The sequence below is a fragment of the Streptomyces termitum genome, from assembly GCF_014650175.1.
Lineage (GTDB): Bacteria > Actinomycetota > Actinomycetes > Streptomycetales > Streptomycetaceae > Streptomyces > Streptomyces termitum.
Genome location: NZ_BMUL01000005.1, coordinates 271,849 through 296,808 on the forward strand (window position 1 = coordinate 271,849; position 24,960 = coordinate 296,808).

Annotated in this window: 22 protein-coding genes; 19 read left to right on the forward strand and 3 right to left on the reverse strand. The window is 72.7% G+C overall.

Features of this window, described 5'->3' with window-relative positions:
- The first annotated feature begins 46 nt into the window (after positions 1-46).
- The 3 genes from IE219_RS12230 to thrS all read left to right on the forward strand — a co-directional run bounded on the left by IE219_RS12230 (position 47) and on the right by thrS (position 3,976).
- Positions 47-613 carry a DUF4365 domain-containing protein gene (locus tag IE219_RS12230; protein ID WP_189976663.1) on the forward strand — a complete coding sequence of 189 codons (567 nt, stop codon included), beginning with the start codon at positions 47-49 and terminating at the stop codon, positions 611-613.
- A complete protein-coding gene (locus IE219_RS12235; protein WP_189976664.1) occupies positions 613-1,860 on the forward strand; it encodes a hypothetical protein in 1,248 nt (415 codons plus the stop codon). Before IE219_RS12230 ends, IE219_RS12235 begins: the two co-directional genes overlap by 1 nt.
- Positions 1,861-1,999: 139 nt before the next feature.
- Positions 2,000-3,976 carry a threonine--tRNA ligase gene (thrS, locus tag IE219_RS12240; RefSeq protein ID WP_189976665.1) on the forward strand — a complete coding sequence of 659 codons (1,977 nt, stop codon included), beginning with the start codon at positions 2,000-2,002 and terminating at the stop codon, positions 3,974-3,976.
- Positions 3,977-4,060: 84 nt separating this feature from the next.
- On the opposite strand, the gene IE219_RS12245 is transcribed toward thrS, so the two are convergent.
- Positions 4,061-4,777: a potassium channel family protein gene (locus IE219_RS12245; protein ID WP_189976666.1), complete on the reverse strand. Its 717-nt coding sequence runs from the start codon at positions 4,775-4,777 to the stop codon at positions 4,061-4,063.
- A gap of 65 nt (positions 4,778-4,842) precedes the next feature.
- Between IE219_RS12245 and IE219_RS12250 the strand changes: the two genes are divergently transcribed.
- A complete protein-coding gene (locus IE219_RS12250; RefSeq protein ID WP_189976667.1) occupies positions 4,843-5,409 on the forward strand; it encodes an HIT family protein in 567 nt (188 codons plus the stop codon).
- Positions 5,410-5,429: 20 nt separating this feature from the next.
- Here IE219_RS12250 and IE219_RS12255 read toward each other — a convergent pair whose 3' ends face one another.
- Together IE219_RS12255 and IE219_RS12260 are read right to left on the reverse strand one after the other, a co-directional pair.
- On the reverse strand, positions 5,430-7,088 hold the full coding sequence (locus tag IE219_RS12255; protein WP_189976668.1) for an AbeC-like domain-containing protein: 1,659 nt from the start codon (positions 7,086-7,088) through the stop codon (positions 5,430-5,432).
- 174 nt (positions 7,089-7,262) lie between these two features.
- On the reverse strand, positions 7,263-9,470 hold the full coding sequence (locus tag IE219_RS12260) for an elongation factor G-like protein EF-G2 (RefSeq protein ID WP_189976669.1): 2,208 nt from the start codon (positions 9,468-9,470) through the stop codon (positions 7,263-7,265).
- Positions 9,471-9,735: 265 nt separating this feature from the next.
- Here IE219_RS12260 and pgsA point away from each other — a divergent pair, with 265 nt between their 5' ends.
- The 15 genes from pgsA (at position 9,736) to IE219_RS12335 (ending at position 24,917) form a co-directional block, all read left to right on the forward strand.
- Positions 9,736-10,401: a phosphatidylinositol phosphate synthase gene (gene pgsA / locus IE219_RS12265; protein WP_189976670.1), complete on the forward strand. Its 666-nt coding sequence runs from the start codon at positions 9,736-9,738 to the stop codon at positions 10,399-10,401.
- Between the two features lie 5 nt (positions 10,402-10,406).
- Positions 10,407-11,303, forward strand: a complete 897-nt coding sequence (locus tag IE219_RS12270) for a phosphatidylinositol mannoside acyltransferase (RefSeq protein ID WP_189976813.1) — start codon at positions 10,407-10,409, stop codon at positions 11,301-11,303.
- The gene (locus IE219_RS12275; protein WP_189976671.1) at positions 11,300-12,454 is read left to right on the forward strand and encodes a glycosyltransferase family 4 protein; all 1,155 of its coding nucleotides are present in this window, start codon (positions 11,300-11,302) and stop codon (positions 12,452-12,454) included. The genes IE219_RS12270 and IE219_RS12275 overlap by 4 nt, the downstream gene beginning before the upstream one ends.
- A gap of 132 nt (positions 12,455-12,586) precedes the next feature.
- Positions 12,587-13,129, forward strand: coding sequence for a LemA family protein (locus IE219_RS12280; RefSeq protein WP_189976672.1), 543 nt, complete (start codon positions 12,587-12,589; stop codon positions 13,127-13,129).
- Between the two features lie 135 nt (positions 13,130-13,264).
- The gene (gene pdxS, locus IE219_RS12285) at positions 13,265-14,173 is read left to right on the forward strand and encodes a pyridoxal 5'-phosphate synthase lyase subunit PdxS (protein WP_189976673.1); all 909 of its coding nucleotides are present in this window, start codon (positions 13,265-13,267) and stop codon (positions 14,171-14,173) included.
- Between the two features lie 6 nt (positions 14,174-14,179).
- The gene (pdxT, locus tag IE219_RS12290; RefSeq protein ID WP_189976674.1) at positions 14,180-14,770 is read left to right on the forward strand and encodes a pyridoxal 5'-phosphate synthase glutaminase subunit PdxT; all 591 of its coding nucleotides are present in this window, start codon (positions 14,180-14,182) and stop codon (positions 14,768-14,770) included.
- Positions 14,771-14,832: 62 nt separating this feature from the next.
- Positions 14,833-15,585: a YebC/PmpR family DNA-binding transcriptional regulator gene (locus IE219_RS12295; protein ID WP_189976675.1), complete on the forward strand. Its 753-nt coding sequence runs from the start codon at positions 14,833-14,835 to the stop codon at positions 15,583-15,585.
- Positions 15,586-15,694: 109 nt separating this feature from the next.
- Positions 15,695-16,225, forward strand: coding sequence for a crossover junction endodeoxyribonuclease RuvC (gene ruvC, locus IE219_RS12300; protein WP_189976676.1), 531 nt, complete (start codon positions 15,695-15,697; stop codon positions 16,223-16,225).
- Positions 16,222-16,854, forward strand: a complete 633-nt coding sequence (gene ruvA / locus IE219_RS12305; RefSeq protein WP_189976677.1) for a Holliday junction branch migration protein RuvA — start codon at positions 16,222-16,224, stop codon at positions 16,852-16,854. Before ruvC ends, ruvA begins: the two co-directional genes overlap by 4 nt.
- 26 nt (positions 16,855-16,880) lie before the next feature.
- Positions 16,881-17,972, forward strand: coding sequence for a Holliday junction branch migration DNA helicase RuvB (ruvB, locus tag IE219_RS12310; protein ID WP_189976678.1), 1,092 nt, complete (start codon positions 16,881-16,883; stop codon positions 17,970-17,972).
- 201 nt (positions 17,973-18,173) lie between these two features.
- Positions 18,174-18,617, forward strand: a complete 444-nt coding sequence (yajC, locus tag IE219_RS12315; RefSeq protein ID WP_189976679.1) for a preprotein translocase subunit YajC — start codon at positions 18,174-18,176, stop codon at positions 18,615-18,617.
- A 145-nt stretch (positions 18,618-18,762) separates the two neighbouring features.
- Positions 18,763-20,517: a protein translocase subunit SecD gene (secD, locus tag IE219_RS12320; protein WP_189976680.1), complete on the forward strand. Its 1,755-nt coding sequence runs from the start codon at positions 18,763-18,765 to the stop codon at positions 20,515-20,517.
- A gap of 1 nt (position 20,518) precedes the next feature.
- Positions 20,519-21,583, forward strand: coding sequence for a protein translocase subunit SecF (gene secF / locus IE219_RS12325; protein ID WP_189976681.1), 1,065 nt, complete (start codon positions 20,519-20,521; stop codon positions 21,581-21,583).
- Positions 21,580-22,134 (forward strand): adenine phosphoribosyltransferase, encoded by a 555-nt coding sequence (locus IE219_RS12330; RefSeq protein ID WP_189976682.1) that lies wholly within the window; start codon positions 21,580-21,582, stop codon positions 22,132-22,134. The genes secF and IE219_RS12330 overlap by 4 nt, the downstream gene beginning before the upstream one ends.
- Before the next feature lie 338 nt (positions 22,135-22,472).
- Complete coding sequence (locus tag IE219_RS12335; RefSeq protein WP_189976683.1) at positions 22,473-24,917, forward strand: RelA/SpoT family protein; 2,445 nt, start codon at positions 22,473-22,475, stop codon at positions 24,915-24,917.
- Positions 24,918-24,960 lie beyond the last annotated feature (43 nt).

Sequence of the window (24,960 nt, forward strand, 5' to 3'; positions counted from 1 at the left end):
CGTACGCGGACCGGTCACAACAGAGGGGACGGGGAAGGACGTTCACATGGCGCTCGCCCAGCCCGAGTCGGGAGGGCTGCCGCCCCAGCGGGCGGCCCCGGCACGCGGCTCACTCGCCACCACCGCCTGCATGGAGACCCTCCAGGTGGGATACCTGCACGCCGTCGCCGCCGCGGCGGGCTGCTCGCTCGCGCAGCCCTTCCCGGACAACGGCGTCGACTGGCACGTGAGCCACGGCTCGCCCGGACACACCGTCGACGACGAGGTCACCATCAAGGTGCAGCTCAAGTGCACCTACCAGCTGCCGCCCCACCCGCCGGGAAGCACCTTCCCCTTCACCCTCGACAACGACCACCTCGTGAAACTGGCCCGGACCCCCGTGGCCGTCCACAAGATCCTGGTCGTGATGATCGTCCCGAGAGACCCGGAGGACTGGCTGCGGGCGGGCCACGACCGGCTCGACCTGCGGCACTGCTGCTACTGGACCAACCTGGCCGGACAGCCGGTCACCGGACGCCGCCGGACCACCGTCCGCGTCCCCACGGCACGGATCTTCGACGACCGGGCGCTGCGCGAGATCATGACCCGGGTCGGCCGGGGAGGGAGACCCTGATGCACCGACCGATCGACGACCCCGGGGCGGGGGAGGGGACCGGGCGCGGTCCCGGCCCCGCACCCCTGTTCCCCCCGGCCGCCCCCGGCGACGGCGTGCCCGACCCCGGCCGGGTCGACCCGCGCGTCCTCGGCGCCCTCCTCGCCCGCCACGGCTGGCAGCGGCGCGGCGGCGCCGCCGGACGCTACGGCCGCTGGACCCCGCCCGGCACCGGACCGGGCGGCGGCACCAGCCTCCTCGTCCCCGAGAGCCGCGCCTTCCCCGACTGCGAGGACCTGCTCGGCGAGGCGCTCACCGCCCTCGCCCGCAGCGGCACGCCCGCCGCCCGCGAGGTCCTCACCGGCCTCGCCGTCCCCAGTGACGAGATCCGCTGGTGGCGCGAGGCGCCCCCAGGGCCGGCCGGCACCGTCCCCTGGTCCGAGCAGGAGCGCTTCCGCTCCGCCGTCCGCAAGATCCTCCTGGCCGGCGCCCTCGCCGCGCGCGGCCCGGCCGGCTACCACGGCTCCCGCCACCGGTCCGCCGCCCGCGCCGCCCTCGACCCCGTCACCGTCGCCGCCGACCCCGGCGGCCGCGCCCTCACCGCCTTCCTGCCCGTCCCCGCCGTCCGGCCCGTCGCCGTCCGCCTCCACCACGCCCTGCACGCCGCCCGCGAGGCCGTCGACTACCAGCGCGCCACCGGCGGCACGGACGCCTTCGACACCGCCGTCGAGGCCGGTGTCAGCCGCGAACTCACCGAAGCCCTCGTCGCCCTCGTCCGGGGTACGGAGGGCGCCCGCATCGCCCTCCAGTGGGCCCCCGCAGCCGGCGCCCCGGCGGGCTGCGCGGCCCGCCCCGAGCCCGTCGAGTTCTCACCCGGCGACCTGCCCGCCCTGCGCGAGGCCGGCCACCGCTACCGCGTCGACGAGCCCTCCGTCCCGGTCCGCGTCACCGGCGCCGTCGTCCGGCTGCGCCGCTCCGGCCCGCGCGGCGAGGGCACCGTCCGGCTCCGGGTCCTCGGCGGCGCCGACGTCGCCCACGTCCGCGTCACCCTCGACGAGGAGGCGTACCGCACCGCCGGCCACGCCCACCTCGTCGGCCTGCCCATCCGGGTCGCCGGCCGGCTGGAGAGCCGGGGCGGCTTCCGCCGCCTCACCGACGCCTCCGGGGTCGTCCCGGTCCAGGTCGACGACGCCGAGCGGGACCGGCTGATGAAGTCCTTCCACGAGGACCTCGACTTCTTCGAGGAGGCGTGCGGGCCGGGGGAGTAGCGCGGCGGCGGGCGGAAACGGAGGGGCGGGCGGCGTTCCGGGGCCCGTAAGATCGAGGGGACGCGGCACCTCGTCTCTGCCGCGCGCCGATGGCGCCGGCACCTCGTGCCTGCCCGCGCCCCCTAGATCTGGAGCAGTAGTGTCTGATGTCCGTGTGACCGTCCAGTCAGCCTCGGGAGCGGAGGAGAGGGCGGTGAGCCCGGGCACCACGGCCGGCGCGCTGTTCGCCGACGACCGCACCGTCATCGCCGCCCGCGTCGCCGGCGAACTGAAGGACCTGTCCTACGAGGTCGCCGAGGGCGACGTCGTCGAGGGGGTGGAGATCTCCTCCGAGGACGGTCTGAACATCCTGCGCCACTCGACCGCGCACGTCATGGCGCAGGCCGTGCAGGAGCTCTTCCCCGAGGCCAAGCTCGGCATCGGCCCGCCGGTCCGGGACGGCTTCTACTACGACTTCGACGTCGAGAAGCCCTTCACTCCCGAGGACCTCAAGGCCGTCGAGAAGAAGATGCAGGAGATCCAGAAGCGCGGGCAGCGCTTCGCCCGCCGCGTCGTCACCGACGAGGCGGCCCGCGAGGAGCTCGCCGACGAGCCGTACAAGCTGGAGCTCATCGGCATCAAGGGCTCCGCGTCCACCGACGACGGTGCGGACGTCGAGGTGGGCGGCGGCGAGCTGACCATCTACGACAACCTCGACGCGAAGACCGGCGAGCTGTGCTGGAAGGACCTCTGCCGGGGCCCCCACCTGCCCACCACCCGGAACATCCCGGCCTTCAAGCTGATGCGCAACGCCTCGGCGTACTGGCGCGGCAGCGAGAAGAACAAGCAGCTCCAGCGCATCTACGGCACCGCCTGGCCGTCCAAGGACGAGCTGAAGGCGCACCTCGACTTCCTCGCCGAGGCCGAGAAGCGCGACCACCGCAAGCTCGGCAACGAGCTCGACCTCTTCTCCATCCCGGACGAGATCGGCTCCGGCCTCGCCGTCTTCCACCCCAAGGGCGGCATCATCCGCCGGACCATGGAGGACTACTCGCGCCGCCGGCACGAGGAGGAGGGCTACGAGTTCGTCTACTCGCCGCACGCCACCAAGGGCGCCCTCTTCGAGAAGAGCGGCCACCTGGACTGGTACGCGGAGGGCATGTACCCCCCCATGCAGCTCGACGGTGGTACCGACTACTACCTCAAGCCCATGAACTGCCCGATGCACAACCTGATCTTCGACGCGCGCGGGCGCAGCTACCGCGAGCTGCCGCTGCGCCTGTTCGAGTTCGGCACCGTGTACCGGTACGAGAAGTCGGGCGTCGTGCACGGGCTGACCCGCGCCCGGGGCTTCACCCAGGACGACGCGCACATCTACTGCACCCGCGAGCAGATGGCGGAGGAGCTGGACCGCACCCTCACCTTCGTGCTGAACCTGCTCCGCGACTACGGTCTGACCGACTTCTACCTGGAGCTGTCCACCAAGGACCCGGAGAAGTTCGTCGGCTCCGACGAGGTGTGGGAGGAGGCCACCGCGGTCCTCCAGCAGGTCGCCGAGAAGCAGGGCCTGCCGCTCACCCCCGACCCGGGCGGCGCCGCCTTCTACGGCCCGAAGATCTCCGTGCAGGCGCGGGACGCCATCGGCCGCACCTGGCAGATGTCGACCGTCCAGCTCGACTTCAACCTGCCGGAGCGCTTCAACCTGGAGTACACCGCGGCGGACGGCTCGCGCCAGCGCCCGGTCATGATCCACCGGGCCCTCTTCGGCTCGATCGAGCGCTTCTTCGCGGTGCTCCTGGAGCACTACGCGGGCGCCATGCCGCCGTGGCTGGCCCCGGTCCAGGCGGTCGGCATCCCGATCGGCGACGCGCACGTCGAGTACCTCCAGGAGTTCGCCGCCGAGGCGAAGCGGAAGGGCCTGCGGGTGGACGTCGACGCGTCGTCCGACCGCATGCAGAAGAAGATCCGGAACCACCAGAAGCTCAAGGTCCCGTTCATGATCATCGTCGGTGACGACGACATGAACGCGGGCACCGTCTCCTTCCGCTACCGCGACGGGTCGCAGGAGAACGGCATCCCGCGTGACCAGGCGCTGGCCAAGCTCGTTGAGGTGGTTGAGCAGCGCGTCCAAGTGTGACTCGTTCCCCGCATGAGTGGGGGTGATCCCAACCCGATGCTGCAGCGGATCTGAGGCACTGTTTACTCCCCGCTGGTGCGGGGTTCAGGCCCCCGGGGAGTCCCCCGGGGGCCTCGTGCCGTCCTCGGTCCCGCCGTCCCCGGGGGCGTCGTCCTCGCGGCGGAAGGTCTGGATCAGCCAGGACGAGAAGGAGCCGGTGACCGCGCCGAGCAGGGCGAGGCCGCAGGCCATCAGGCCGACGGCGGTGAGCCGCCCGATCGGGGTCACCGGGGTCACGTCGCCGTAGCCGACCGTCGCCAGGGTGGCGCAGGTCCACCACACCGAGTCGCCGAAGGTGAGGATCGAGGCACCGGGGGCGTCGGCCTCGTGGTGGTAGACGGTGAGCGCGCCGGTGAAGCCGAGCAGTGAGACGGAGAGCCCGGAGTAGACCATGACCCGGGCGTACAGGCCGAGCCGGGGGTTGCCCCGGCGGCGCTGGACGCGGTCGTAGAGGGCGACCATCCGGACCGGGCGCAGCAGCGGCAGCAGCAGGACGACGGTGTCGAGGAGGTGGGTGCGCAGGAAGCGGAACGGGCCGAGACCGCTGAGCCGGAGCCGTACCGCGTAGTCGGCGGCGAAGACCGCCCAGGCGCCGAGGATCACGCCGACGCAGAGGTCGACGCCGAGCCGGGGCAGGTGGTCGCGGGCGAGGACCCGGACCGCGTAGCCGGTGAGGAAGGCGGCGGAGGCGGCGGCGAGCGGGACCTCCATGCGGCGGTCCCAGCGTTCCTGCCGGGGCGGTTTCGGCGGCCTGTCGCTCATCCGCTCAGGATCGCCCGGGCCGGCTTCCCTCGCCCCGCCGACGCCTTCCGAACGGGCTACGCCATATGCTGCACGACATGACGACTGAGCCGGAGCAGCAGATCGGAGTGGGGGCGCCGGACGCGTTCCAGCGCCTGTGGACGCCTCACCGGATGGCCTACATCCAGGGGGAGAACAAGCCGACCGGGCCGGGGGCCGACGACGGCTGTCCGTTCTGCTCGATCCCGTCGAAGTCGGACGAGGACGGGCTGGTGGTCGCCCGCGGCGAGAGCGTGTACGCGGTGCTCAACCTGTACCCGTACAACGGCGGGCACCTGATGGTCGTCCCGTACCGGCACGTCGCCGACTACACGGACCTGGACGCGGCGGAGACGGCCGAGCTGGCCGACCTCACCAAGCGGGCGATGATCGCGCTGCGGGCCGCGTCGGGCGCCCACGGCTTCAACATCGGCATGAACCAGGGCTCGGTGGCCGGGGCCGGGATCGCGGCCCACCTGCACCAGCACGTGGTGCCCCGCTGGGGCGGGGACACCAACTTCATGCCGGTCGTCGGGCACACGAAGATCCTGCCGCAGCTGCTGGCCGACACCCGGAGGATGCTGGCCGACGCCTGGCCGGCCACCGGGGTCTGAGCCCCGGCGGGGGGCCGGCGTCACGCGTCGTAGACGTCGGCCTTCCTCGGGCCGGGCTCCTGGACGCCGCCGCCGATGACCAGCGAGCGGTTGGTGAAGCGCTCGGTGTCCACGTTGTGCTCGTCGAGGAAGCGGATCGCGGCGGTGTGCACGGCCCGCACCACGGGGGTCGCCATGCGGATGGCGTCGTCGGCCATGAAGCGGTTGCGCCAGAGCGGTCCCGCCCAGACGTGCCGCAGGCCGAAGGGCTCGGGCAGGCTCATCTTGCCGCCGAGGAACTCCAGGACCGGCGGGTACCAGGTGAGCGGGGCGCGGACGGCGAGCCGGACGATGTCGTCGGTGCCCAGGAGCGGCTGGGGGATCTCCTTGGTCTCCCAGAAGCGGACGGTCTTGGAGACCTCCTTGGACTTGCCCTTCGGCTTGCTGGTGAACAGGCCGTGGACGGGGCCGAGGGCGTGGCCGGTGACCTCGATGCGCAGGGTGTGGTGGAGCGAGGTGACGGTGACCATCATGGTCAGCACCACGTTCCCGTCCCAGAGGGTGAACTGGACGCCCAGGTAGTGGCGGTTGCCGGCGCCGAACTGCTGCTCGTTGCAGATCCGCTGTATCTCGTGCGGCTTGACCTGGTAGTGGACGATGTTGTCGCCCTCGGGGCGGCTGACCTCGTCGGCGCCCTCGCCGACGGGGGAGACGATCCAGTGCTTGACGGTCGGCTTGGGGAAGCCGGTCTTCAGCGCGCCGCGCTCCAGCAGGGTGAGCTGGTCGTGGATCTTGCGGACCAGGTCCCAGGCGCGGAAGTCGTGGATCTCGCGGCCCTCCTGGGGGACGAGCTCCTCGGCGAGGGCCCAGCTGCCCCAGCGGGTGCCGAGGCCGAGGATGCCCTTGGGGCCGGCGTAGAAGACGACGTTGGACTGCTGCTCGGCGGAGAGCTTCTCCAGGTTGACCCGCAGCTCCTCGGCGGACTTCTCGCCGGGGTCGGTGGGCACGGACTTGGGGACGTGGGCGCTGACGCCGCCGCCGCCGAGCAGGCCGCTCCAGCGGTCGCGCAGGTCGGTGGCGGCGCTGAGGCAGATCCGGCCGGCGAGGTACCAGCCGATGACCGGGGCGACGATCATCGCCCGCAGGTAGTTGGGGAGCAGGCCGTCGAAGGGCAGCTTGACCAGGACGAGGAGGGCGAAGATGCCCACCGCGTAGAGCAGGGCGGTGCCGAGGGCGCTGCTCCGCTTGTTGGCCGACCCGGCGGCCATCCGGCGGAGGTGGATCACGCCGAGCCAGAGCAGCAGACCGGGCAGGAAGAGCACGCCGCAGACGAAGGTGACGAGGGTCAGCTTGGCGTCGCGGCGGCGCCGGATGTGGGTGGCGGCGAGGCAGTGCTCGACCACCGGCTGGGGCTCGGCGCCGAAGGACTGCACGAGGGCCTTGCGGCCGCCGCCGAGCATCCGGACCTGGACGGCCCGGGAGAACGCCTCGCCCAGGTCGGGACGGAAGAGCTTCTCCCACTTCCCGGGCTTGATCGTGGTCTTGTAGTGCTCGTTGTCGGCGTCCTTGATGGTCTCCAGGGGGCTGTCCCGGTACGCGGCCGATGCCAGCGCGTTGGTCGCGCCGGTCAGGCCGCTGCCGCCCTGGAGCGGGATCTGTGCCCCGGGTCCGAAACCGTCGATCGCCACTTCCGCCCCCATCACCGCGAGTCCCTGTGCGGGCTGTTCCCGACTGCCGCGCCCCGCACACCTGTCGAGCTGGGCACCCCAGCGTAACCGGGCGGCGTGGTATGCGTCACCGCCTGTGGACAACCGCGACCGGAACCCGTCCGCCCGCTCCGGCCCGCCGGGCGGGAACCGCTGCCGGTGCGTCAACTAAGGGCGGTTTCCGGCCTGTTCTCCGAGGCGTTCGGCGATCTGAGGGGGCATCGGCTCGTGACGGGCGTACGCGCGCTCGAACCGGCCGGTGCCGTGCGAGACGGACCCGAGGTCGACCGCGTACCGGACGATCTCGATCTCGGGGACCTCGGCCCGCACCTCGGTGCGGCCGGGGCCCGCCCGGTCGGTGCCGACGACCCGGCCGCGCCGCCCGGAGAGGTCGCCCATGACGGCGCCGACGTACTCGTCGGGGACGAGGACCCGGACCTCGGCGACGGGTTCGAGGAGGTGCACCGGCGCGTCGGCGGCGGCCTCGCGCAGGGCCAGCGCCCCGGCGGTCTGGAAGGCGGCGTCGGAGGAGTCGACCGCGTGGGCCCTGCCGTCCCGGAGGGTGACCCGGACGTCGACCAGCGGATGCCCGGCGGCGACCCCGCGCGCGGCCTGGGCCCGTACGCCCTTCTCCACGGAGGCGACGAACGGGCGGGGCACCGCGCCGCCCACCACCCGGTCGGCGAACTCGACGCCGCTGCCCGGCGGGAGCGGCTCGACGTCGATCTCGCAGACCGCGAACTGGCCGTGGCCGCCGGACTGCTTGACGTGCCGTCCGCGCCCGGAGGCGGGGGCGCCGAAGGTCTCGCGCAGGGCGACCCGGTACGGCACCGGGTCCACCCGCACCCCGTACCGGCCGCGCAGCCGCTCCAGGGCCACGTCCTGGTGGGCCTCGCCCAGGCACCACAGCACCACCTGGCCGGTGTCCGGGTTCCGTTCGAGGCGGAGCACCGGGTCCTCCGCGACGAGCCGGGCCAGGCCCTGGGAGAGCCGGTCCTCGTCGGCCCTGCCGTGGGCCTCGACGGCGAGCGGGAGCAGCGGTTCGGGCAGCGGCCACGGGGCGATCAGCAGCGGGTCGTCCGGGTCGGAGAGGGTGTCGCCGGTCTCGGCGCGGCCGAGGCGGGCGACGCAGGCCAGGTCCCCGGCGACGCACGCGGCGGCGGGCCGCTGCTCGCCGCCGAAGGGGGAGGTGAGGGCGCCGACCCGCTCCTCGACGTCGTGGTCCTCGTGGCCCCGGTCGGCGAGGCCGTGGCCGGAGACGTGCACGGCGCCGTCGGGGCGCAGGGTGCCGGAGAAGACCCGGACCAGCGAGATCCGGCCCTGGTAGGGGTCGGCGGCGGTCTTCACGACCTCGGCGGCGAGCGGCCCGTCGGGGTCGCAGGCGAGCGGGGGCCGGGGCTCGCCGCCGGGGCCGGTGACGGCGACCGGCGGGTGCTCCAGGGGGGAGGGGAAGCCGCGGACGATCAGGTCGAGGAGTTCCGCGGTGCCCAGCCCCCGGCCGGTGCCGCCGGGGGCGGGCGCGGCGGGCAGGACGGGGTGGAAGCCGCCGCGCGCGACGGCCTTCTCCAGGTCGGCGACGAGGACGCCGGGGTCGGTCTCCTCGCCGCCGAGGTAGCGCTCCATGAGCGTCTCGTCCTCGCTCTCGGCGATGACGCCCTCGATGAGCCGGGCGCGGGCCCCGGCAAGGCGCTCCCGCTCGGCGGCGTCGGGCTCCCGCTCGGTCCGCGCGTCCCCGGAGAGGTCGAGGACCCGCCCGGTGAGCAGGTCGAGCAGGCCGGTGGCGGGGGCGTGCCCGCCGGGGCCCCCGGGGCCGTGCACGGGCAGGTACAGGGGGAGCACGGCGTCGGGGTCGCCGGCGCCGAAGAGGCGCGCGCAGACGCCGGTCAGCTCGTCGAAGCCGGTGCGGGCGGTGTCGAGGTGGGTGACGACGATCGCCCGGGGCGTGCCGGCGGCCGCGCACTCCTCCCAGACCGCCCGGGTGACGGCGGCGACGGCGTCGGCCTCCTGGGCGGCGGAGACGACGAAGAGGGCCGCGTCCGCCGCGCGCAGCCCGGCCCGCAGCTCGCCGACGAAATCGGGGGAGCCCGGGGTGTCGAGCAGGTTGATCCGGTGGTCCCGCCAGCCGACCGGGACGAGGGAGAGCTGGACGGAGTGGTGCCGGCGGCGTTCGATCTCGTCGTGGTCGGAGACGGTCGCGCCGTCCTCGACCCGGCCGGCCCGGGAGACCGCCCCGGCGGTCCGGGCGAGCGCCTCGACCAGGGTCGTCTTGCCGGCCCCGCTGTGGCCGACCAGCACCACGTTCCGTATCCGCGCGGGGTGGTCGGCCGCCGGTGCCCTGCCCGCGGCTCCGGCGGGGGTGCGCGCCTTGTCGCCCATGGTGTCCTCCCGGCTGGACGGCGGTGAGGGGTGCGCGGGCGCGCGGGGGAGTGGCTTCGCCGAGCGGCTCCGGCGGTGCCCGCCGTGCTCCTACGAGCTTCGCACCGACGCCGGGACGCGGCCATCCGTCGTACACGGGCGGGCCCCCAGGGGGGTGGCGACGCGGCGGGGCGGGTGCGCTCCCGTGCCGCGGCACGCGCGTGGCTACGATGGGTGAGCCGGTGGTCATGGGACCGCGCGGCCCGCCGAAACCTCCGGGAAGGCCATGCTGAACAAGTACGCGCGTGCGTTTTTTACGCGTGTCCTCACACCGTTCGCCGCGTTTCTCCTCCGCCGGGGCGTCAGTCCCGACGCCGTGACGCTGATCGGCACGGCGGGAGTGGTCGCCGGTGCGCTGGTCTTCTTCCCCCGGGGCGAGTTCTTCTGGGGCACGATCGTCATCACCCTGTTCGTCTTCTCCGACCTGGTCGACGGGAACATGGCGCGGCAGGCGGGGATCTCCAGCCGCTGGGGCGCCTTCCTCGACTCCACCCTGGACCGGGTGGCGGACGGGGCGATCTTCGGCGGGTTCGCGCTCTGGTACGCGGGCACGGGCGACGACAACGTGCTGTGCGCGGTCGCGATCTTCTGCCTGGCGAGCGGCCAGGTCGTCTCGTACACCAAGGCGCGAGGCGAATCGATTGGCCTGCCGGTGGCGGTGAACGGTCTGATCGAGCGGGCCGAGCGGCTGGTGATCTCGCTGGTCGCCGCCGGAGTCTCCGGCCTGCACGCCTTCGGGGTGCCCGGCGTGGACGTGCTGCTGCCGATCGCGCTGTGGGTGGTGGCCGTCGGCTCGGCCGTGACGCTGGGCCAGCGGGTCGTGACGGTGCGCAGGGAAGCGGCCGAGGCGGACGCCGCCCCGGCCACCGGGGGGAGCGGGGCGGGAACGTGAGCGGGATCAGGGAGAAGCTGACCGACGGCCTGTACGGGCTGGGCTGGGCGACCGTGAAGAAGCTGCCCGAGCCGGCGGCCAAGGCCCTCGGCCGGAAGATCGCCGACACGGTCTGGAAGCGGCGCGGCAAGGGCGTGCTGCGGCTGGAGGCGAACCTCGCGCGCGTGGTGCCCGACGCCACGCCGGAGCGGCTGGCCGAGCTGTCGAAGGCCGGGATGCGCTCGTACATGCGCTACTGGATGGAGTCCTTCCGGCTGCCCACGTGGAGCCGGGAGCGGGCCGCGGCCAGCTTCGACCCCAAGGGCGCGCACCACCTGAAGGAGGCGCTCGCCTCCGACCGGGGCGTCGTCCTGGCCCTGCCCCACATGGGCAACTGGGACGTGGCCGGCGTCTGGGTCACCCGCGCGCTCGACACCCCCTTCACGACCGTCGCGGAGCGGCTCAGGCCCGAGTCCCTGTACGACCGCTTCGTCGCCTACCGGGAGTCCCTCGGCATGGAGGTGCTGCCGCACACCGGCGGCGCCGCCTTCGGGACCCTGGCCCGGCGGCTGCGGGCCGGCGGCCTGGTCTGCCTCGTCGCCGACCGCGACCTGTCCGCCTCCGGGGTGGAGGTCTCCTTCTTCGGCGAGCCCACCCGGATGCCCGCCGGGCCCGCCGTCCTCGCGCTCCAGACGAACTCCCTGCTGCTGCCGGTGACCCTCTGGTACGACGACACCGACGTGATGAAGGGGCAGGTGCACGCGCCCCTGGACGTGCCGGAGGCGGGCACCCGGGCCGAGAAGGCGGCCGCCATGACGCAGAACCTCGCGGACGTCTTCGCCGGGGCCATCGCGGACCACCCGGAGGACTGGCACATGCTCCAGCGCCTGTGGCTCGCCGACCTGGAGGAGCGCACCCCGTGAGGATCGGCATCGTCTGCCCGTACTCCTGGGACGTGCCGGGCGGCGTCCAGTTCCACATCCGCGACCTCGCGGAGCACCTGATCAAGCTCGGGCACGAGGTGTCCGTCCTGGCCCCCGCCGACGACGACACCCCGCTGCCGCCGTACGTGGTCTCCGCGGGCCGGGCTGTGCCCGTCTCGTACAACGGCTCCGTCGCGCGGCTCAGCTTCGGCTTCCTGTCCGCCGCGCGCGTGCGGCGCTGGCTGCACGACGGCACCTTCGACGTCGTGCACATCCACGAGCCGACCTCGCCCTCGCTGGGCCTGCTCACCTGCTGGGCGGCGCAGGGGCCGATCGTGGCGACCTTCCACACCTCCAACCCGCGCTCGCGGGCGATGATCGCCGCCTATCCGATCCTCCAGCCCGCGCTGGAGAAGATCAGCGCCCGGATCGCGGTGAGCGAGTACGCGCGCCGCACGCTGGTCGAGCACCTCGGCGGCGACGCGGTCGTCATCCCCAACGGCGTGGACGTCGGCTTCTTCGCCGGCGCCGAGCCGAAGGCCGAGTGGCAGGGGGAGACCCTCGGCTTCATCGGCCGCATCGACGAGCCCCGCAAGGGCCTGCCGGTCCTGATGCGGGCGCTGCCCCGGATCCTCACCGAGCGGCCGGGGGCCCGGCTGCTCGTCGCCGGGCGGGGCGACGAGGAGGAGGCGGTGGCCTCGCTGCCGCGCGAACTGCGCTCCCGGGTGGAGTTCCTCGGCATGGTCAGCGACGAGGACAAGGCGCGGCTGCTGCGCAGCGTGGACGTGTACGTGGCGCCCAACACCGGCGGCGAGAGCTTCGGCATCATCCTCGTCGAGGCGCTCTCGGCGGGCGCGCCGGTGCTCGCCTCCGACCTGGACGCCTTCGCGCAGGTCCTCGACCAGGGGGCGGCGGGCCAGCTCTTCGCCAACGAGGACGCCGACGCGCTGGCCGACGCGGCGATCCGGCTCCTCGGCGACGAGGCCCGGCGCGCCGAACTGAGCGCCCGGGGCTCGGCCCACGTGCGGCGCTTCGACTGGTCGACGGTGGGCGCGGACATCCTGGCCGTCTACGAGACGGTGACGGACGGCGCGGCGGCGGTCGACACGGACGAGAAGACGGGCGGCCTGCGGGCCAGACTGGGGCTGTAGCGGGGCCGGGGGGCGCCGTACCGCGCCCGCACGCGGGTACGGCGCTCCCGGCCGCCCGGCCCCCGTCCCGTCCGCCCGTGACCAGGGCCTCCGGGCCGGGACACCCCCGCCGCCCGGGTAGCCTGTGCGCCCGTGATGGAAACCCTGATCTGGACCGTCGTCGCGCTGGTGTTCATCGGCGTCTACCTCAGCTGGACCGCCGGCCGGCTCGACCGGCTGCACACCCGCATCGACGCCGCCCGCGCCGCGCTCGACGCGCAGCTCCTGCGGCGGGCCTCGGTCGCGCAGGAACTGGCCACCTCCGGAGTGCTCGACCCGGCCGCCTCGATCGTGCTGTACGAAGCCGCGCACGCGGCCCGGCAGGCCGAGGAGGAGCAGCGGGAGGTCGCCGAGAGCGAGTTGAGCCAGGCGCTGCGGGCGGTCTTCGGGGAGCCCGAGCAGGTCGAGGCGGTCCGGGAGGCGCCCGGCGGCGAGGCGGCCGCCGGCGAGCTGGCCGCCGCGGTCCGCCGCGTACCGATGGCCCGCCGCTTCCACAACGACGCGGTCCGCGCGGCCCGCGCGCTGCGCCGCCACCGCAAGGTCCGCTGGTTCCGGCTGGCGGGCCACGCGCCCTTCCCGATGGCCTTCGAAATGGACGACGAACCGCCGGTGGCCCTGGCCGATCGCCCGTCCTGATCCGCACTGGCCTCGGATTCACGAGAAAACGATCCACCGGCTGCGCATTGGCCCTTGCTGTGGACCGCTCGTGGGCGATTTCCTCACCCTAGTCGTCAACGTCCCGTTGAACCCGTTGTCACGAGTGAGGTTCCCGTGTCCAGCTCCAGCACCCCCCAGTCCCCCGAGACCGGTACCGCCCGCGTGAAGCGCGGCATGGCCGAGCAGCTCAAGGGCGGCGTGATCATGGACGTGGTCAACGCCGAGCAGGCGAAGATCGCCGAGGACGCCGGCGCCGTCGCCGTCATGGCCCTGGAGCGGGTCCCCGCGGACATCCGCAAGGACGGCGGCGTCGCCCGCATGTCGGACCCGAACATGATCGAGGAGATCATCGGCGCGGTCTCCATCCCGGTGATGGCCAAGTCCCGCATCGGCCACTTCGTCGAGGCCCAGGTCCTCCAGTCCCTCGGCGTCGACTACATCGACGAGTCCGAGGTCCTCACCCCGGCCGACGAGGTCAACCACTCCGACAAGTGGGCCTTCACCACCCCCTTCGTCTGTGGTGCCACCAACCTGGGCGAGGCCCTGCGCCGCATCGCCGAGGGCGCGGCCATGATCCGCTCCAAGGGCGAGGCCGGCACCGGCAACGTCGTCGAGGCCGTCCGCCACCTGCGCCAGATCAAGAACGAGATCGCCCGCCTGCGCGGCTTCGACAACAACGAGCTGTTCGCCGCCGCCAAGGAGCTGCGCGCCCCGTACGAGCTGGTCAAGGAGGTCGCCGAGCTCGGCAAGCTGCCCGTCGTCCTCTTCTCCGCCGGTGGCGTCGCCACCCCTGCCGACGCCGCGCTGATGCGCCAGCTCGGCGCCGAGGGCGTCTTCGTCGGCTCCGGCATCTTCAAGTCCGGCGACCCGGCCAAGCGCGCCGCCGCCATCGTGAAGGCCACCACCTTCTACGACGACCCGAAGGTCATCGCCGACGCCTCCCGCAACCTCGGCGAGGCCATGGTCGGCATCAACTGCGACACCCTCCCCGAGTCCGAGCGCTACGCCAACCGGGGCTGGTAACCACCGATGAGCAGCACCCCCGTCGTCGGCGTCCTGGCCCTCCAGGGCGACGTCCGGGAGCACCTGATCGCCCTGGCCGCGGCGGACGCCGTGGCCAGGCCGGTCCGGCGCCCCGAAGAGCTCGCCGAGGTGGACGCCCTGGTCCTCCCCGGCGGCGAGTCCACCACCATCTCCAAGCTGGCCGCCCTCTTCGGCCTGACGGAGCCGGTCCGCGAGCGGATCGCCGCGGGCATGCCGGTCTACGGCACCTGCGCCGGCCTGATCATGCTCGCCGACAAGATCCTCGACCCGCGCTCGGGCCAGGAGACCTTCGGCGGCATCGACATGATCGTCCGCCGCAACGCCTTCGGCCGGCAGAACGAGTCCTTCGAGGCCGCCGTCGCCGTCCGGGGAGTGGACACCCCCGTCGAGGGCGTCTTCATCCGGGCCCCCTGGGTGGAGTCCGTCGGCGCCGGGGCCGAGGTCCTCGCCGAGCACCGGGGCCACATCGTGGCCGTGCGGCAGGGCAACGCCCTGGCGACCTCGTTCCACCCCGAGCTGACCGGCGACCACCGGATCCACGCACTCTTCGTCGACATGGTGCGCGCGGAACGGTGATCCGGTCCTTGTAGGATTCTGGGGTTCGTTCAGTACACGGGTTACGCGAAGGAGACAGGCAGATGTCCGGCCACTCTAAATGGGCTACGACGAAGCACAAGAAGGCCGTGATCGACGCCAAGCGCGGCAAACTCTTCGCGAAGCTGATCAAGAACATCGAGGTCGCGGCCCGCACGGGCGGCGCCGACCCCGAGGGCAACCCGACCCTCTTCGACGCCATCCAGAAGGCGAAGAAGCAGTCGGTTCCCAACAAGAACATCGACTCCGCGGTCAAGCGCGGCGGCGGCCTTGAGGCCGGCGGCGTCGACTACGCCACCATCATGTACGAGGGCTACGGCCCCAACGGTGTCGCGGTCCTCATCGAGTGCCTCACCGACAACCGCAACCGCGCCGCCTCCGACGTGCGCGTCGCGATGACCCGCAACGGCGGCTCGATGGCCGACCCGGGTTCCGTGTCGTACCTGTTCAACCGCAAGGGCGTCGTCGTGCTCCCCAAGGGCGAGCTGTCCGAGGACGACGTCCTCGGCGCGGTCCTGGACGCCGGTGCCGAGGAGGTCAACGACCTCGGCGAGAGCTTCGAGGTCATCAGCGAGTCCACCGACCTGGTCGCGGTCCGCACCGCGCTCCAGGAGGCCGGCATCGACTACGACTCGGCCGAGTCCAGCTTCGTCCCGACCATGCAGGTCGAGCTCGACGAGGAGGGCGCGCGCAAGATGTTCAAGCTCATCGACGCGCTGGAGGACAGCGACGACGTGCAGAACGTCTTCGCCAACTTCGACGTGAGCGACGAGGTCATGGAGAAGGTGGACGCCTGAGCCGACCGTCCGACGCAGCGGGCCGACGGGACACACCCCGTCGGCCCGCTGCGTTGTCGGTGCCAGCCGATAGCCTGCACAAACAGACTTGCGAACACGGGAGGGTGACGTGCGCGTACTCGGAGTGGACCCCGGACTCACCCGGTGCGGCGTCGGCGTCGTCGAAGGCGTCGCCGGACGCCCCCTCACCATGCTCGGCGTCGGCGTGGTCCGCACCCCGGCCGACGCCGACATCGGCCCCCGCCTGGTCGGCATCGAGCGCGGCATAGAAGAGTGGATCGAGCGCTACCAGCCCGAACTGGTCGCGGTGGAGCGGGTGTTCAGCCAGCACAACGTCCGCACCGTGATGGGCACCGCCCAGGCCAGCGCGGTCGCCATGCTCTGCGCCTCCCGGCGCGGCATCCCCGTCGCCCTGCACACCCCCAGCGAGGTCAAGGCCGCCGTCACCGGCTCGGGCCGCGCCGACAAGGCCCAGGTCGGCGCCATGGTCACCCGCCTCCTGCGGCTCTCCGAGCCCCCCAAGCCGGCCGACGCCGCCGACGCCCTCGCCCTCGCCATCTGCCACATCTGGCGGGCCCCCGCCCAGAACCGCCTCCAGCAGGCCGTCGCCCTGCACACCGCGAAAGGCCGCACGCCATGATCGCCTCCGTCAGCGGCCCGGTCGCCGCCCTCGCCCCCACCACCGCCGTCATCGAGGTCGGCGGCATCGGCATGGCCGTCCAGTGCACCCCGGAGACCCTCGCGGGCCTCCGCGTCGGCGAGCACGCCCGGCTCGCCACCTCCCTCGTCGTCCGCGAGGACTCCCTCACCCTGTACGGCTTCGCCGACGACGACGAGCGCCAGGTCTTCGAGATCCTCCAGACCGCCAGCGGCGTCGGCCCCCGCCTCGCCCAGGCCATGCTCGGCGTCCACCGCCCCGACGCCCTCCGCCTCGCCCTCTCCACCGGCGACGAGAAGGCGCTCACCGCCGTCCCCGGAATCGGCAAGAAAGGCGCACAGAAACTCCTCCTGGAGCTGAAGGACAAGCTCGGCAGCCCCCTCGGCAGCAGCGGACTCGTGGGCCGCCAGCGCGCCGTCGCCGCGGGTCCCGCCCCCTGGACCGAGCAGCTCGCCGCCGCCCTCGTCGGCCTCGGCTACGCGAGCCGGGAGGCCGAGGAGGCCGTCGCCGCCGTCACCCCGCAGGCCGAGGCCGCCCTCGCCGAGACCGGCTCCGCGCCCGTCCCGCAGCTCCTGCGCGCGGCCCTCCAGACGCTCAACCGCGCCCGCTGACCTCCCGTACGAAGGAAGACACCACCGTGAACCCGTACGACGAGACGGCCCCCGCCCCCGAGGAGCGGATCGTCGGCGCCGCCGCCGAGGGCGACGACCAGGCCGTCGAGGCGGCCCTGCGCCCCAAGGACCTCGGCGAGTTCATCGGCCAGGAGAAGGTCCGCCAGCAGCTCGACCTCGTCCTGCGGGCCGCCCGCCAGCGCGGCGCCACCGCCGACCACGTGCTGCTCTCCGGCGCCCCCGGCCTCGGCAAGACCACCCTCTCCATGATCATCGCCGCGGAGATGAACGCGCCGATCAGGATCACCTCCGGCCCCGCCATCCAGCACGCCGGAGACCTCGCCGCGATCCTCTCCTCCCTCCAGGAGGGCGAGATCCTCTTCCTCGACGAGATCCACCGCATGTCCCGGCCCGCCGAGGAGATGCTCTACATGGCCATGGAGGACTTCCGCGTCGACGTCATCGTCGGCAAGGGCCCCGGCGCCACCGCCATCCCCCTCGACCTGCCCCCCTTCACCCTGGTCGGCGCCACCACCCGGGCCGGCCTCCTGCCGCCCCCGCTGCGCGACCGCTTCGGCTTCACCGCCCACATGGAGTTCTACGGCCCCCGCGAGCTGGAGCGGGTCGTGGTCCGCTCGGCCGGCCTGCTCGACGTGGAGATCGACCCCGCCGGCGCCGCCGAGATCGCCGGCCGCTCCCGGGGCACCCCCCGCATCGCCAACCGGCTGCTGCGCCGCGTCCGCGACTACGCCCAGGTCAAGGCCGACGGCGTCGTCACCCGGGAGATCGCCGCCACCGCCCTCGGCGTCTACGAGGTGGACGGCCGCGGCCTCGACCGCCTCGACCGCGCCGTCCTGGAGGCCCTCCTCAAGCTCTTCGGCGGCGGACCCGTCGGCCTCTCCACCCTCGCCGTCGCCGTGGGGGAGGAGCGCGAGACCGTCGAGGAGGTCGCCGAACCCTTCCTCGTACGGGAGGGACTGCTGGCCCGCACCCCCCGCGGCCGGGTCGCCACCCCGGCCGCCTGGGCCCACCTCGGACTGGTCCCGCCGCAGGTGGCGGGCCCGGTGCCGGGAGCCGATCAGGCGGGATCGGGACAACAGGGGCTGTTCGGCTCCTGAGACCCCTGTGACGGACGGGTGACGGCGCGGAGTATCGCGCGACCAGGAACCGCGGTGCCATGCTGGACGTTGTTCCATCGATGCGGACTCGCCTAGACTCCGCCGATGCCGCCCTTTCCGGTCGGCGTGCCCACCCCCGAAGCCAGGCCGCGGGTTCTCCGTGACCGTACGAAGGATTTCCGTCCCGTGAATCAAATCGGCATGCTCCTCCCGTTCATCGTGCTCATCGGGGCGATGTTCCTGCTGACCCGTTCCGCCAAGAAGAAGCAGCAGGCGGCGGCGGAGATGCGCAACCAGATGCAGTCCGGCTCCGGCGTGCGCACGATCGGGGGAATGTACGCCACGGTCAAGGAGATCGCCGACGAGACCGTCCTGCTGGAGGTCGCCCCGGGGGTCCACGCCGTCTACGCGAAGAACGCGATCGCCTCGGTCCTCGACGACGCCGAGTACAACCGGATCGTCCACGGCGACGAGGAGACGGACGCCGACACCGACGCCGTTGTCCCGGACGACGCCTCCTCGCTGACCGAAGCCGCCGAGGACACCGCGGACGCCCCCAAGGCCGACCTGACGAAGAAGTCGGACACGGCCGAGGCGGAGGCCGAGAAGGACGGCAAGACCGACGGCGAGACCGGGACGAAGTAAGCCGCCCCGGCGAGCCCGGCCGCGCCCACCGGCGCGGCTCTCGCCGGGAACGGTTCGACGTCCGCGGGGGACCGTCCCCACACATACTTCGTGGCCTCCGTGCGCCCGCTCGGCGCCGGACGGTTTGGACAGGGAGATACGACAGGTGGCAGCACCGAAGAAGGGCAGAAGGCCGGCGGGGGGACAGAGCAGGCCGGGCCGCGCCCTGGCACTCATCCTGATCGCCATGGTCGCGCTCACCGGCGGCATGTTCTGGTCGGGGCACACCACCCCGCGCCTCGGCATCGACCTCGCCGGCGGCACGTCGATCACGCTCAAGGCGAAGGCCGAGCCCGGCCAGGAATCCGCGGTCAACGAGACCAACATGAACACCGCGGTCGGCATCATCGAGCGCCGTGTCAACGGTCTCGGCGTCTCCGAGGCAGAGGTCCAGACGCAGGGCCGCGAGAACATCATCGTCAACATCCCCAAGGGGACGAACGAGAAGCAGGCCCGCGAGCAGGTCGGCACCACCGCCCAGCTCTACTTCCGGCCTGTGCTCACCGTCGCCGCCGCCTCGCCCGAGCCGGCGCCCACCGCGAGCGGCTCGACCGCTCCGAAGCCCTCCGCGTCCGCCTCCGCCGGCGAGAAGAAGCCGGCCACGCCGACCGCCACCGCCTCCACCCAGGGCCGCGCGCTCACCGAGGCCCTCAAGGCCCCGAACGCCACCGGGACGCCCACCCCCACCGGCAGCGCCTCCGCGACGCCGAAGAAGGACGCCACCCCGCAGGCGACCCCGACCCCGGACGCCGCCACGGCCGCCCTCCAGCAGAAGTTCACCACGCTGAACTGCCTGGACCCCAAGCAGCGCACCGCCGCCGCGGAGGGCACCAAGCCCACCGACACCATCGTCGCCTGCGGCAAGAACGCGATCGATCAGTGGGAGAAGTACCTCCTCGGTCCCGCCGAGGTCGAGGGCCGTGACGTCGACGACGCCAAGGCCGCCATCGACCAGCAGTCCGGCCAGTGGATCGTGGACATGTCCTTCACGGACGCCGGCTCGAAGAAGTTCCAGGCGATCACCAGCAAGCTCTCGCAGCAGACCGAGCCGCAGAACCAGTTCGCGATCGTCCTCGACGGCGAGGTCGTCTCGGCGCCCCGCGTCCAGACCACGCTGAGCGCCAACGCCCAGATCTCCGGCAGCTTCAACCAGCAGTCGGCCCAGGACCTCGGCAACATCCTGGCCTACGGCGCCCTGCCGCTCTCCTTCGACACCCAGAGCGTCGACACCGTCACCGCCGCCCTCGGCGGCGACCAGCTGGAGGCCGGCCTCATCGCCGGCGCCATCGGCCTCGCCCTGGTCATCCTCTACCTGGTGATCTACTACCGCGGCCTGTCGTTCATCGCGATCCTCAGCCTCGGCGTCTCCGCCCTGCTCACCTACGTGATCATGGCCCTGCTCGGCCCGGCCATCGGCTTCGCGCTGAACCTCCCGGCCGTCTGCGGCGCCATCGTCGCCATCGGCATCACCGCCGACTCCTTCATCGTCTACTTCGAGCGCATCCGCGACGAGCTCCGCGAGGGCCGCACCCTGCGCCCCGCCGTGGAGCGCGCCTGGCCGCGCGCCCGCCGCACCATCCTGGTCTCCGACTTCGTGTCGTTCCTCGCCGCGGCGGTCCTCTTCATCGTCACCGTCGGCAAGGTCCAGGGCTTCGCGTTCACGCTCGGCCTCACCACCCTGCTCGACATCGTCGTGGTCTTCCTCTTCACCAAGCCGGTGATGACGCTCCTCGCCCGCACCAAGTTCTTCGGCAACGGCCACCCGTGGTCCGGCCTGGACCCCAAGCGCCTCGGCGCCAAGCCGCCGCTGCGCCGCACCCGCCGCACCGCCCCCGCCACCGTCGAACCGAAGGAGGCGTGAGATGTCGAAGCTCGGAGATCTCGGCGCCCGGCTCCACCGAGGTGAGGTCGGCTACGACTTCATCGGGAACCGCAAGATCTGGTACGGCCTCTCCGTCCTGATCACCATCACCGCCATCGTCGCCCTCGCCGTCCGCGGCATCAACATGGGCATCGAGTTCCAGGGCGGCGCCGTCTTCACCACCCCGAAGACCGACGTCTCGGTCAGCCAGGCGCAGGAGTACGCGGAAGAGGCCTCCGGCCACGACGCGATCGTCCAGCAGCTCGGCAACGGCTCCCTGCGCATCCAGGTCGCCGCCCTCGACACCGAGAAGTCCGACCAGGTCCGCTCCGACCTGGCCAAGGACCTCGGCGTCCCCGAGGAGAAGATCGCCGCCGAGCTGGTCGGCCCCAGCTGGGGCGAGCAGATCGCCAACAAGGCGTGGACCGGCCTCGGCGTCTTCATGGTCCTCGTGGTGATCTACCTGGCCATCGCCTTCGAATGGAGAATGGCCGTCGCGGCGCTGATCGCGCTCATCCACGACCTCACCATCACCGTCGGCGTCTACTCGCTGGTCGGCTTCGAGGTCACCGTCGGTACGGTCATCGGCCTGCTGACCATCCTCGGTTACTCGCTGTACGACACCGTGGTCGTCTTCGACTCCCTCAAGGAGTCGACGAAGGACATCACGAAGCAGACCCGCTTCACCTACAGCGAGCTGGCCAACCGCTCCATCAACGGCACCCTGGTCCGCTCCATCAACACCACCGTCGTGGCGCTGCTGCCGGTCGCGGGCCTGCTCTTCATCGGCGGCGGCGTCCTCGGCGCCGGCATGCTGAACGACATCTCGCTCTCCCTCTTCGTGGGTCTGGCCGCCGGTGCCTACTCCTCGATCTTCATCGCCACCCCGCTCGTCGCCGACCTCAAGGAGCGCGAGCCGGCCGTGAAGGCCCTGCGGAAGCGGATCCTCGCCAAGCGGGCCTCCGCCGCCGCGCGCGGCGAGGACGTCCTGGACGAGGCCGCCGAGGCCGCCGTCGTCGGCCCGCGCGGCGCCCGCCGGGGCCGCGCCGAGGAGAACCAGCGATGACCGCCACCGGGTCCCAGGACGTGACCGGCCTGCTGCTCAGCCGGATCCGGGACGTCCCCGACTACCCGAAGCCGGGCGTGCTGTTCAAGGACATCACCCCGCTCCTCGCGGACCCGGAGGCGTTCACCGCGCTCACCGACCTCCTCGCCGGGCTGTGCTCCGCGCACGGCGCGACGAAGATCGTCGGACTGGAGGCCCGCGGCTTCATCCTCGCCGCGCCGGTCGCCGTCCGCGCGGGCCTGGGCTTCATCCCGGTCCGCAAGGCCGGCAAGCTCCCCGGAGCCACCCTCCGGCAGGCGTACGAGCTGGAGTACGGCACCGCCGAGATCGAGGTGCACGCCGAGGACCTGGCCGCGGGCGACCGCGTCATGGTCATCGACGACGTCCTCGCCACCGGCGGCACCGCCGAGGCGTCCGTCGAGCTGATCCGGCGCGCGGGCGCCGAGGTCGCGGGCGTCGCGGTCCTCATGGAGCTGGGCTTCCTGCCGGGCCGCGCCCGGCTGGAGCCCGCCCTCGAGGGCGCCCCGCTCACCTCGCTCATCACGGTCTGAGACCGCGCCGGACCGGCACCACCGGGCCCGGGACCACCACGGTCCCGGGCCCGTCGCGTTCGGAGCCGCCGGGCCGGCGCGGTCCGGCCGCTCCGACCATCGTGTTCCGGCCAGGGGCGCCCCGGGAATTCCCGGGGCACCCCTGGCGTTTGCCCCGTTATGCCCCCGGTGGGGGGCCGTCGCGGAGCCGCGGCGACGGGCCGCGACCTCCTCCCGCCACCCGGGTCCGTGAGCACGGCGGGGCATGGCTCGATACGATGGCCCTTCCGGGCCTGACCGGGGGACCCGGAACCCTCCCCCCTCGACCGCGTCCGGGGGGACCCCCAGAGGAGCGCTCTTTGCCAGACGAGGCCCAGTCACTCTCCGCCGCGCAGCCCGACCCGAAGGCCGACAAGGCCGCGCCGGGGACCGGCACGCCCCAGAACCAGCCCGCGGAGAACAGGCCGAAGCCCGCCGCGCCCGCTCCCGCACCGGCCCCCTCCCGCTCCGGCGGCTCCTCCAACCGGGTCCGCGCCCGCCTCGCCCGGCTCGGCGTGCAGCGCTCGTCGCCGTACAACCCGGTCCTCGAACCGCTCCTGCGGATCGTCCGCTCCAACGACCCGAAGATCGAGACGGCCACGCTCCGCCAGATCGAGCGCGCCTACCAGGTCGCCGAGCGCTGGCACCGGGGCCAGAAGCGCAAGAGCGGCGACCCGTACATCACCCACCCCCTCGCGGTGACCACCATCCTCGCCGAGCTCGGCATGGACCCGGCGACCCTGATGGCCGGCCTCCTGCACGACACCGTCGAGGACACCGAGTACGGCCTCGACACCCTCCGCCGCGACTTCGGCGACCAGGTCGCCCTCCTCGTCGACGGCGTCACCAAGCTCGACAAGGTCAAGTTCGGCGAGGCCGCCCAGGCCGAGACCGTCCGCAAGATGGTCGTCGCCATGGCCAAGGACCCGCGCGTCCTGGTCATCAAGCTCGCCGACCGCCTGCACAACATGCGCACCATGCGCTACCTCAAGCGGGAGAAGCAGGAGAAGAAGGCCCGCGAGACCCTGGAGATCTACGCCCCGCTCGCCCACCGGCTGGGCATGAACACCATCAAGTGGGAGCTGGAGGACCTCGCCTTCGCGATCCTCTACCCCAAGATGTACGACGAGATCGTCCGCCTCGTCGCCGAGCGCGCCCCCAAGCGGGACGAGTACCTCGCCATAGTGACCGACGAGGTCCAGACCGACCTGCGCGCCGCCCGCATCAAGGCCACCGTCACCGGCCGCCCCAAGCACTACTACAGCGTCTACCAGAAGATGATCGTCCGCGGCCGGGACTTCGCGGAGATCTACGACCTGGTCGGCATCCGCGTCCTCGTGGACACCGTCCGCGACTGCTACGCGGCCCTCGGCACCGTCCACGCGCGATGGAACCCGGTCCCCGGCCGGTTCAAGGACTACATCGCGATGCCGAAGTTCAACATGTACCAGTCGCTCCACACGACGGTCATCGGACCCAACGGCAAGCCGGTCGAGCTCCAGATCCGGACCTTCGACATGCACCGCCGCGCCGAGTACGGCATCGCCGCGCACTGGAAGTACAAGCAGGAGGCCGTCGCCGGCGCCTCCAAGGTCCGCACCGACGTCCCCAAGGGCGCGGGCAAGGACGACCACCTCAACGACATGGCGTGGCTGCGCCAGCTCCTCGACTGGCAGAAGGAGACCGAGGACCCGGGCGAGTTCCTGGAGTCCCTCCGCTTCGACCTCTCCCGCAACGAGGTCTTCGTCTTCACCCCCAAGGGCGACGTCATCGCGCTGCCCGCCGGCGCCACCCCCGTCGACTTCTCGTACGCCGTCCACACCGAGGTCGGTCACCGCACGATAGGAGCGCGGGTGAACGGGCGGCTGGTGCCGCTCGAATCCACCCTCGACAACGGCGACCTGGTGGAGGTCTTCACCTCCAAGGCGGCCGGCGCCGGACCCTCCCGCGACTGGCTCGGCTTCGTCAAGTCGCCGCGCGCCCGCAACAAGATCCGCGCCTGGTTCTCCAAGGAGCGCCGCGACGAGGCCATCGAGCAGGGCAAGGACGCCATCGCGCGGGCCATGCGCAAGCAGAACCTGCCGATCCAGCGGATCCTCACCGGCGACTCCCTCGTCACCCTCGCCCACGAACTGCGCTACACCGACATCTCCTCGCTGTACGCGGCGATCGGCGAGGGCCACGTCACCGCCCAGTCCATCGTGCAGAAGCTGGTGCAGGCGCTCGGCGGCGAGGAGGCCGCCACCGAGGACATCGAGGAGGTCGCCCCGCCCGCCCGCGGCCGCTCCAAGCGCCGCTCCAACGCCGACCCCGGCGTGGTCGTCAAGGGCGTCGACGACGTCTGGGTCAAGCTGGCCCGCTGCTGCACCCCGGTGCCCGGCGACCCGATCATCGGCTTCGTCACCCGGGGCAGCGGCGTCTCCGTCCACCGCAGCGACTGCGTCAACGTGGACTCGCTCTCCCGCGAGCCGGAGCGCATCCTGGAGGTCGAGTGGGCCCCCACCCAGTCCTCCGTCTTCCTGGTCGCCATCCAGGTCGAGGCACTGGACCGCTCCCGACTCCTCTCCGACGTCACCCGGGTCCTCTCGGACCAGCACGTCAACATCCTCTCGGCGGCCGTCCAGACCTCCCGGGACCGGGTGGCCACCTCCCGCTTCACCTTCGAGATGGGCGACCCCAAGCACCTCGGGCACGTCCTCAAGGCGGTCCGGGGCGTCGAGGGCGTGTACGACGTCTACCGCGTGACCAGCGCCCGGCGGCCGTAGCCGTACGGACACGAGGAAGGGCCCCCGGCACGCGCCGGGGGCC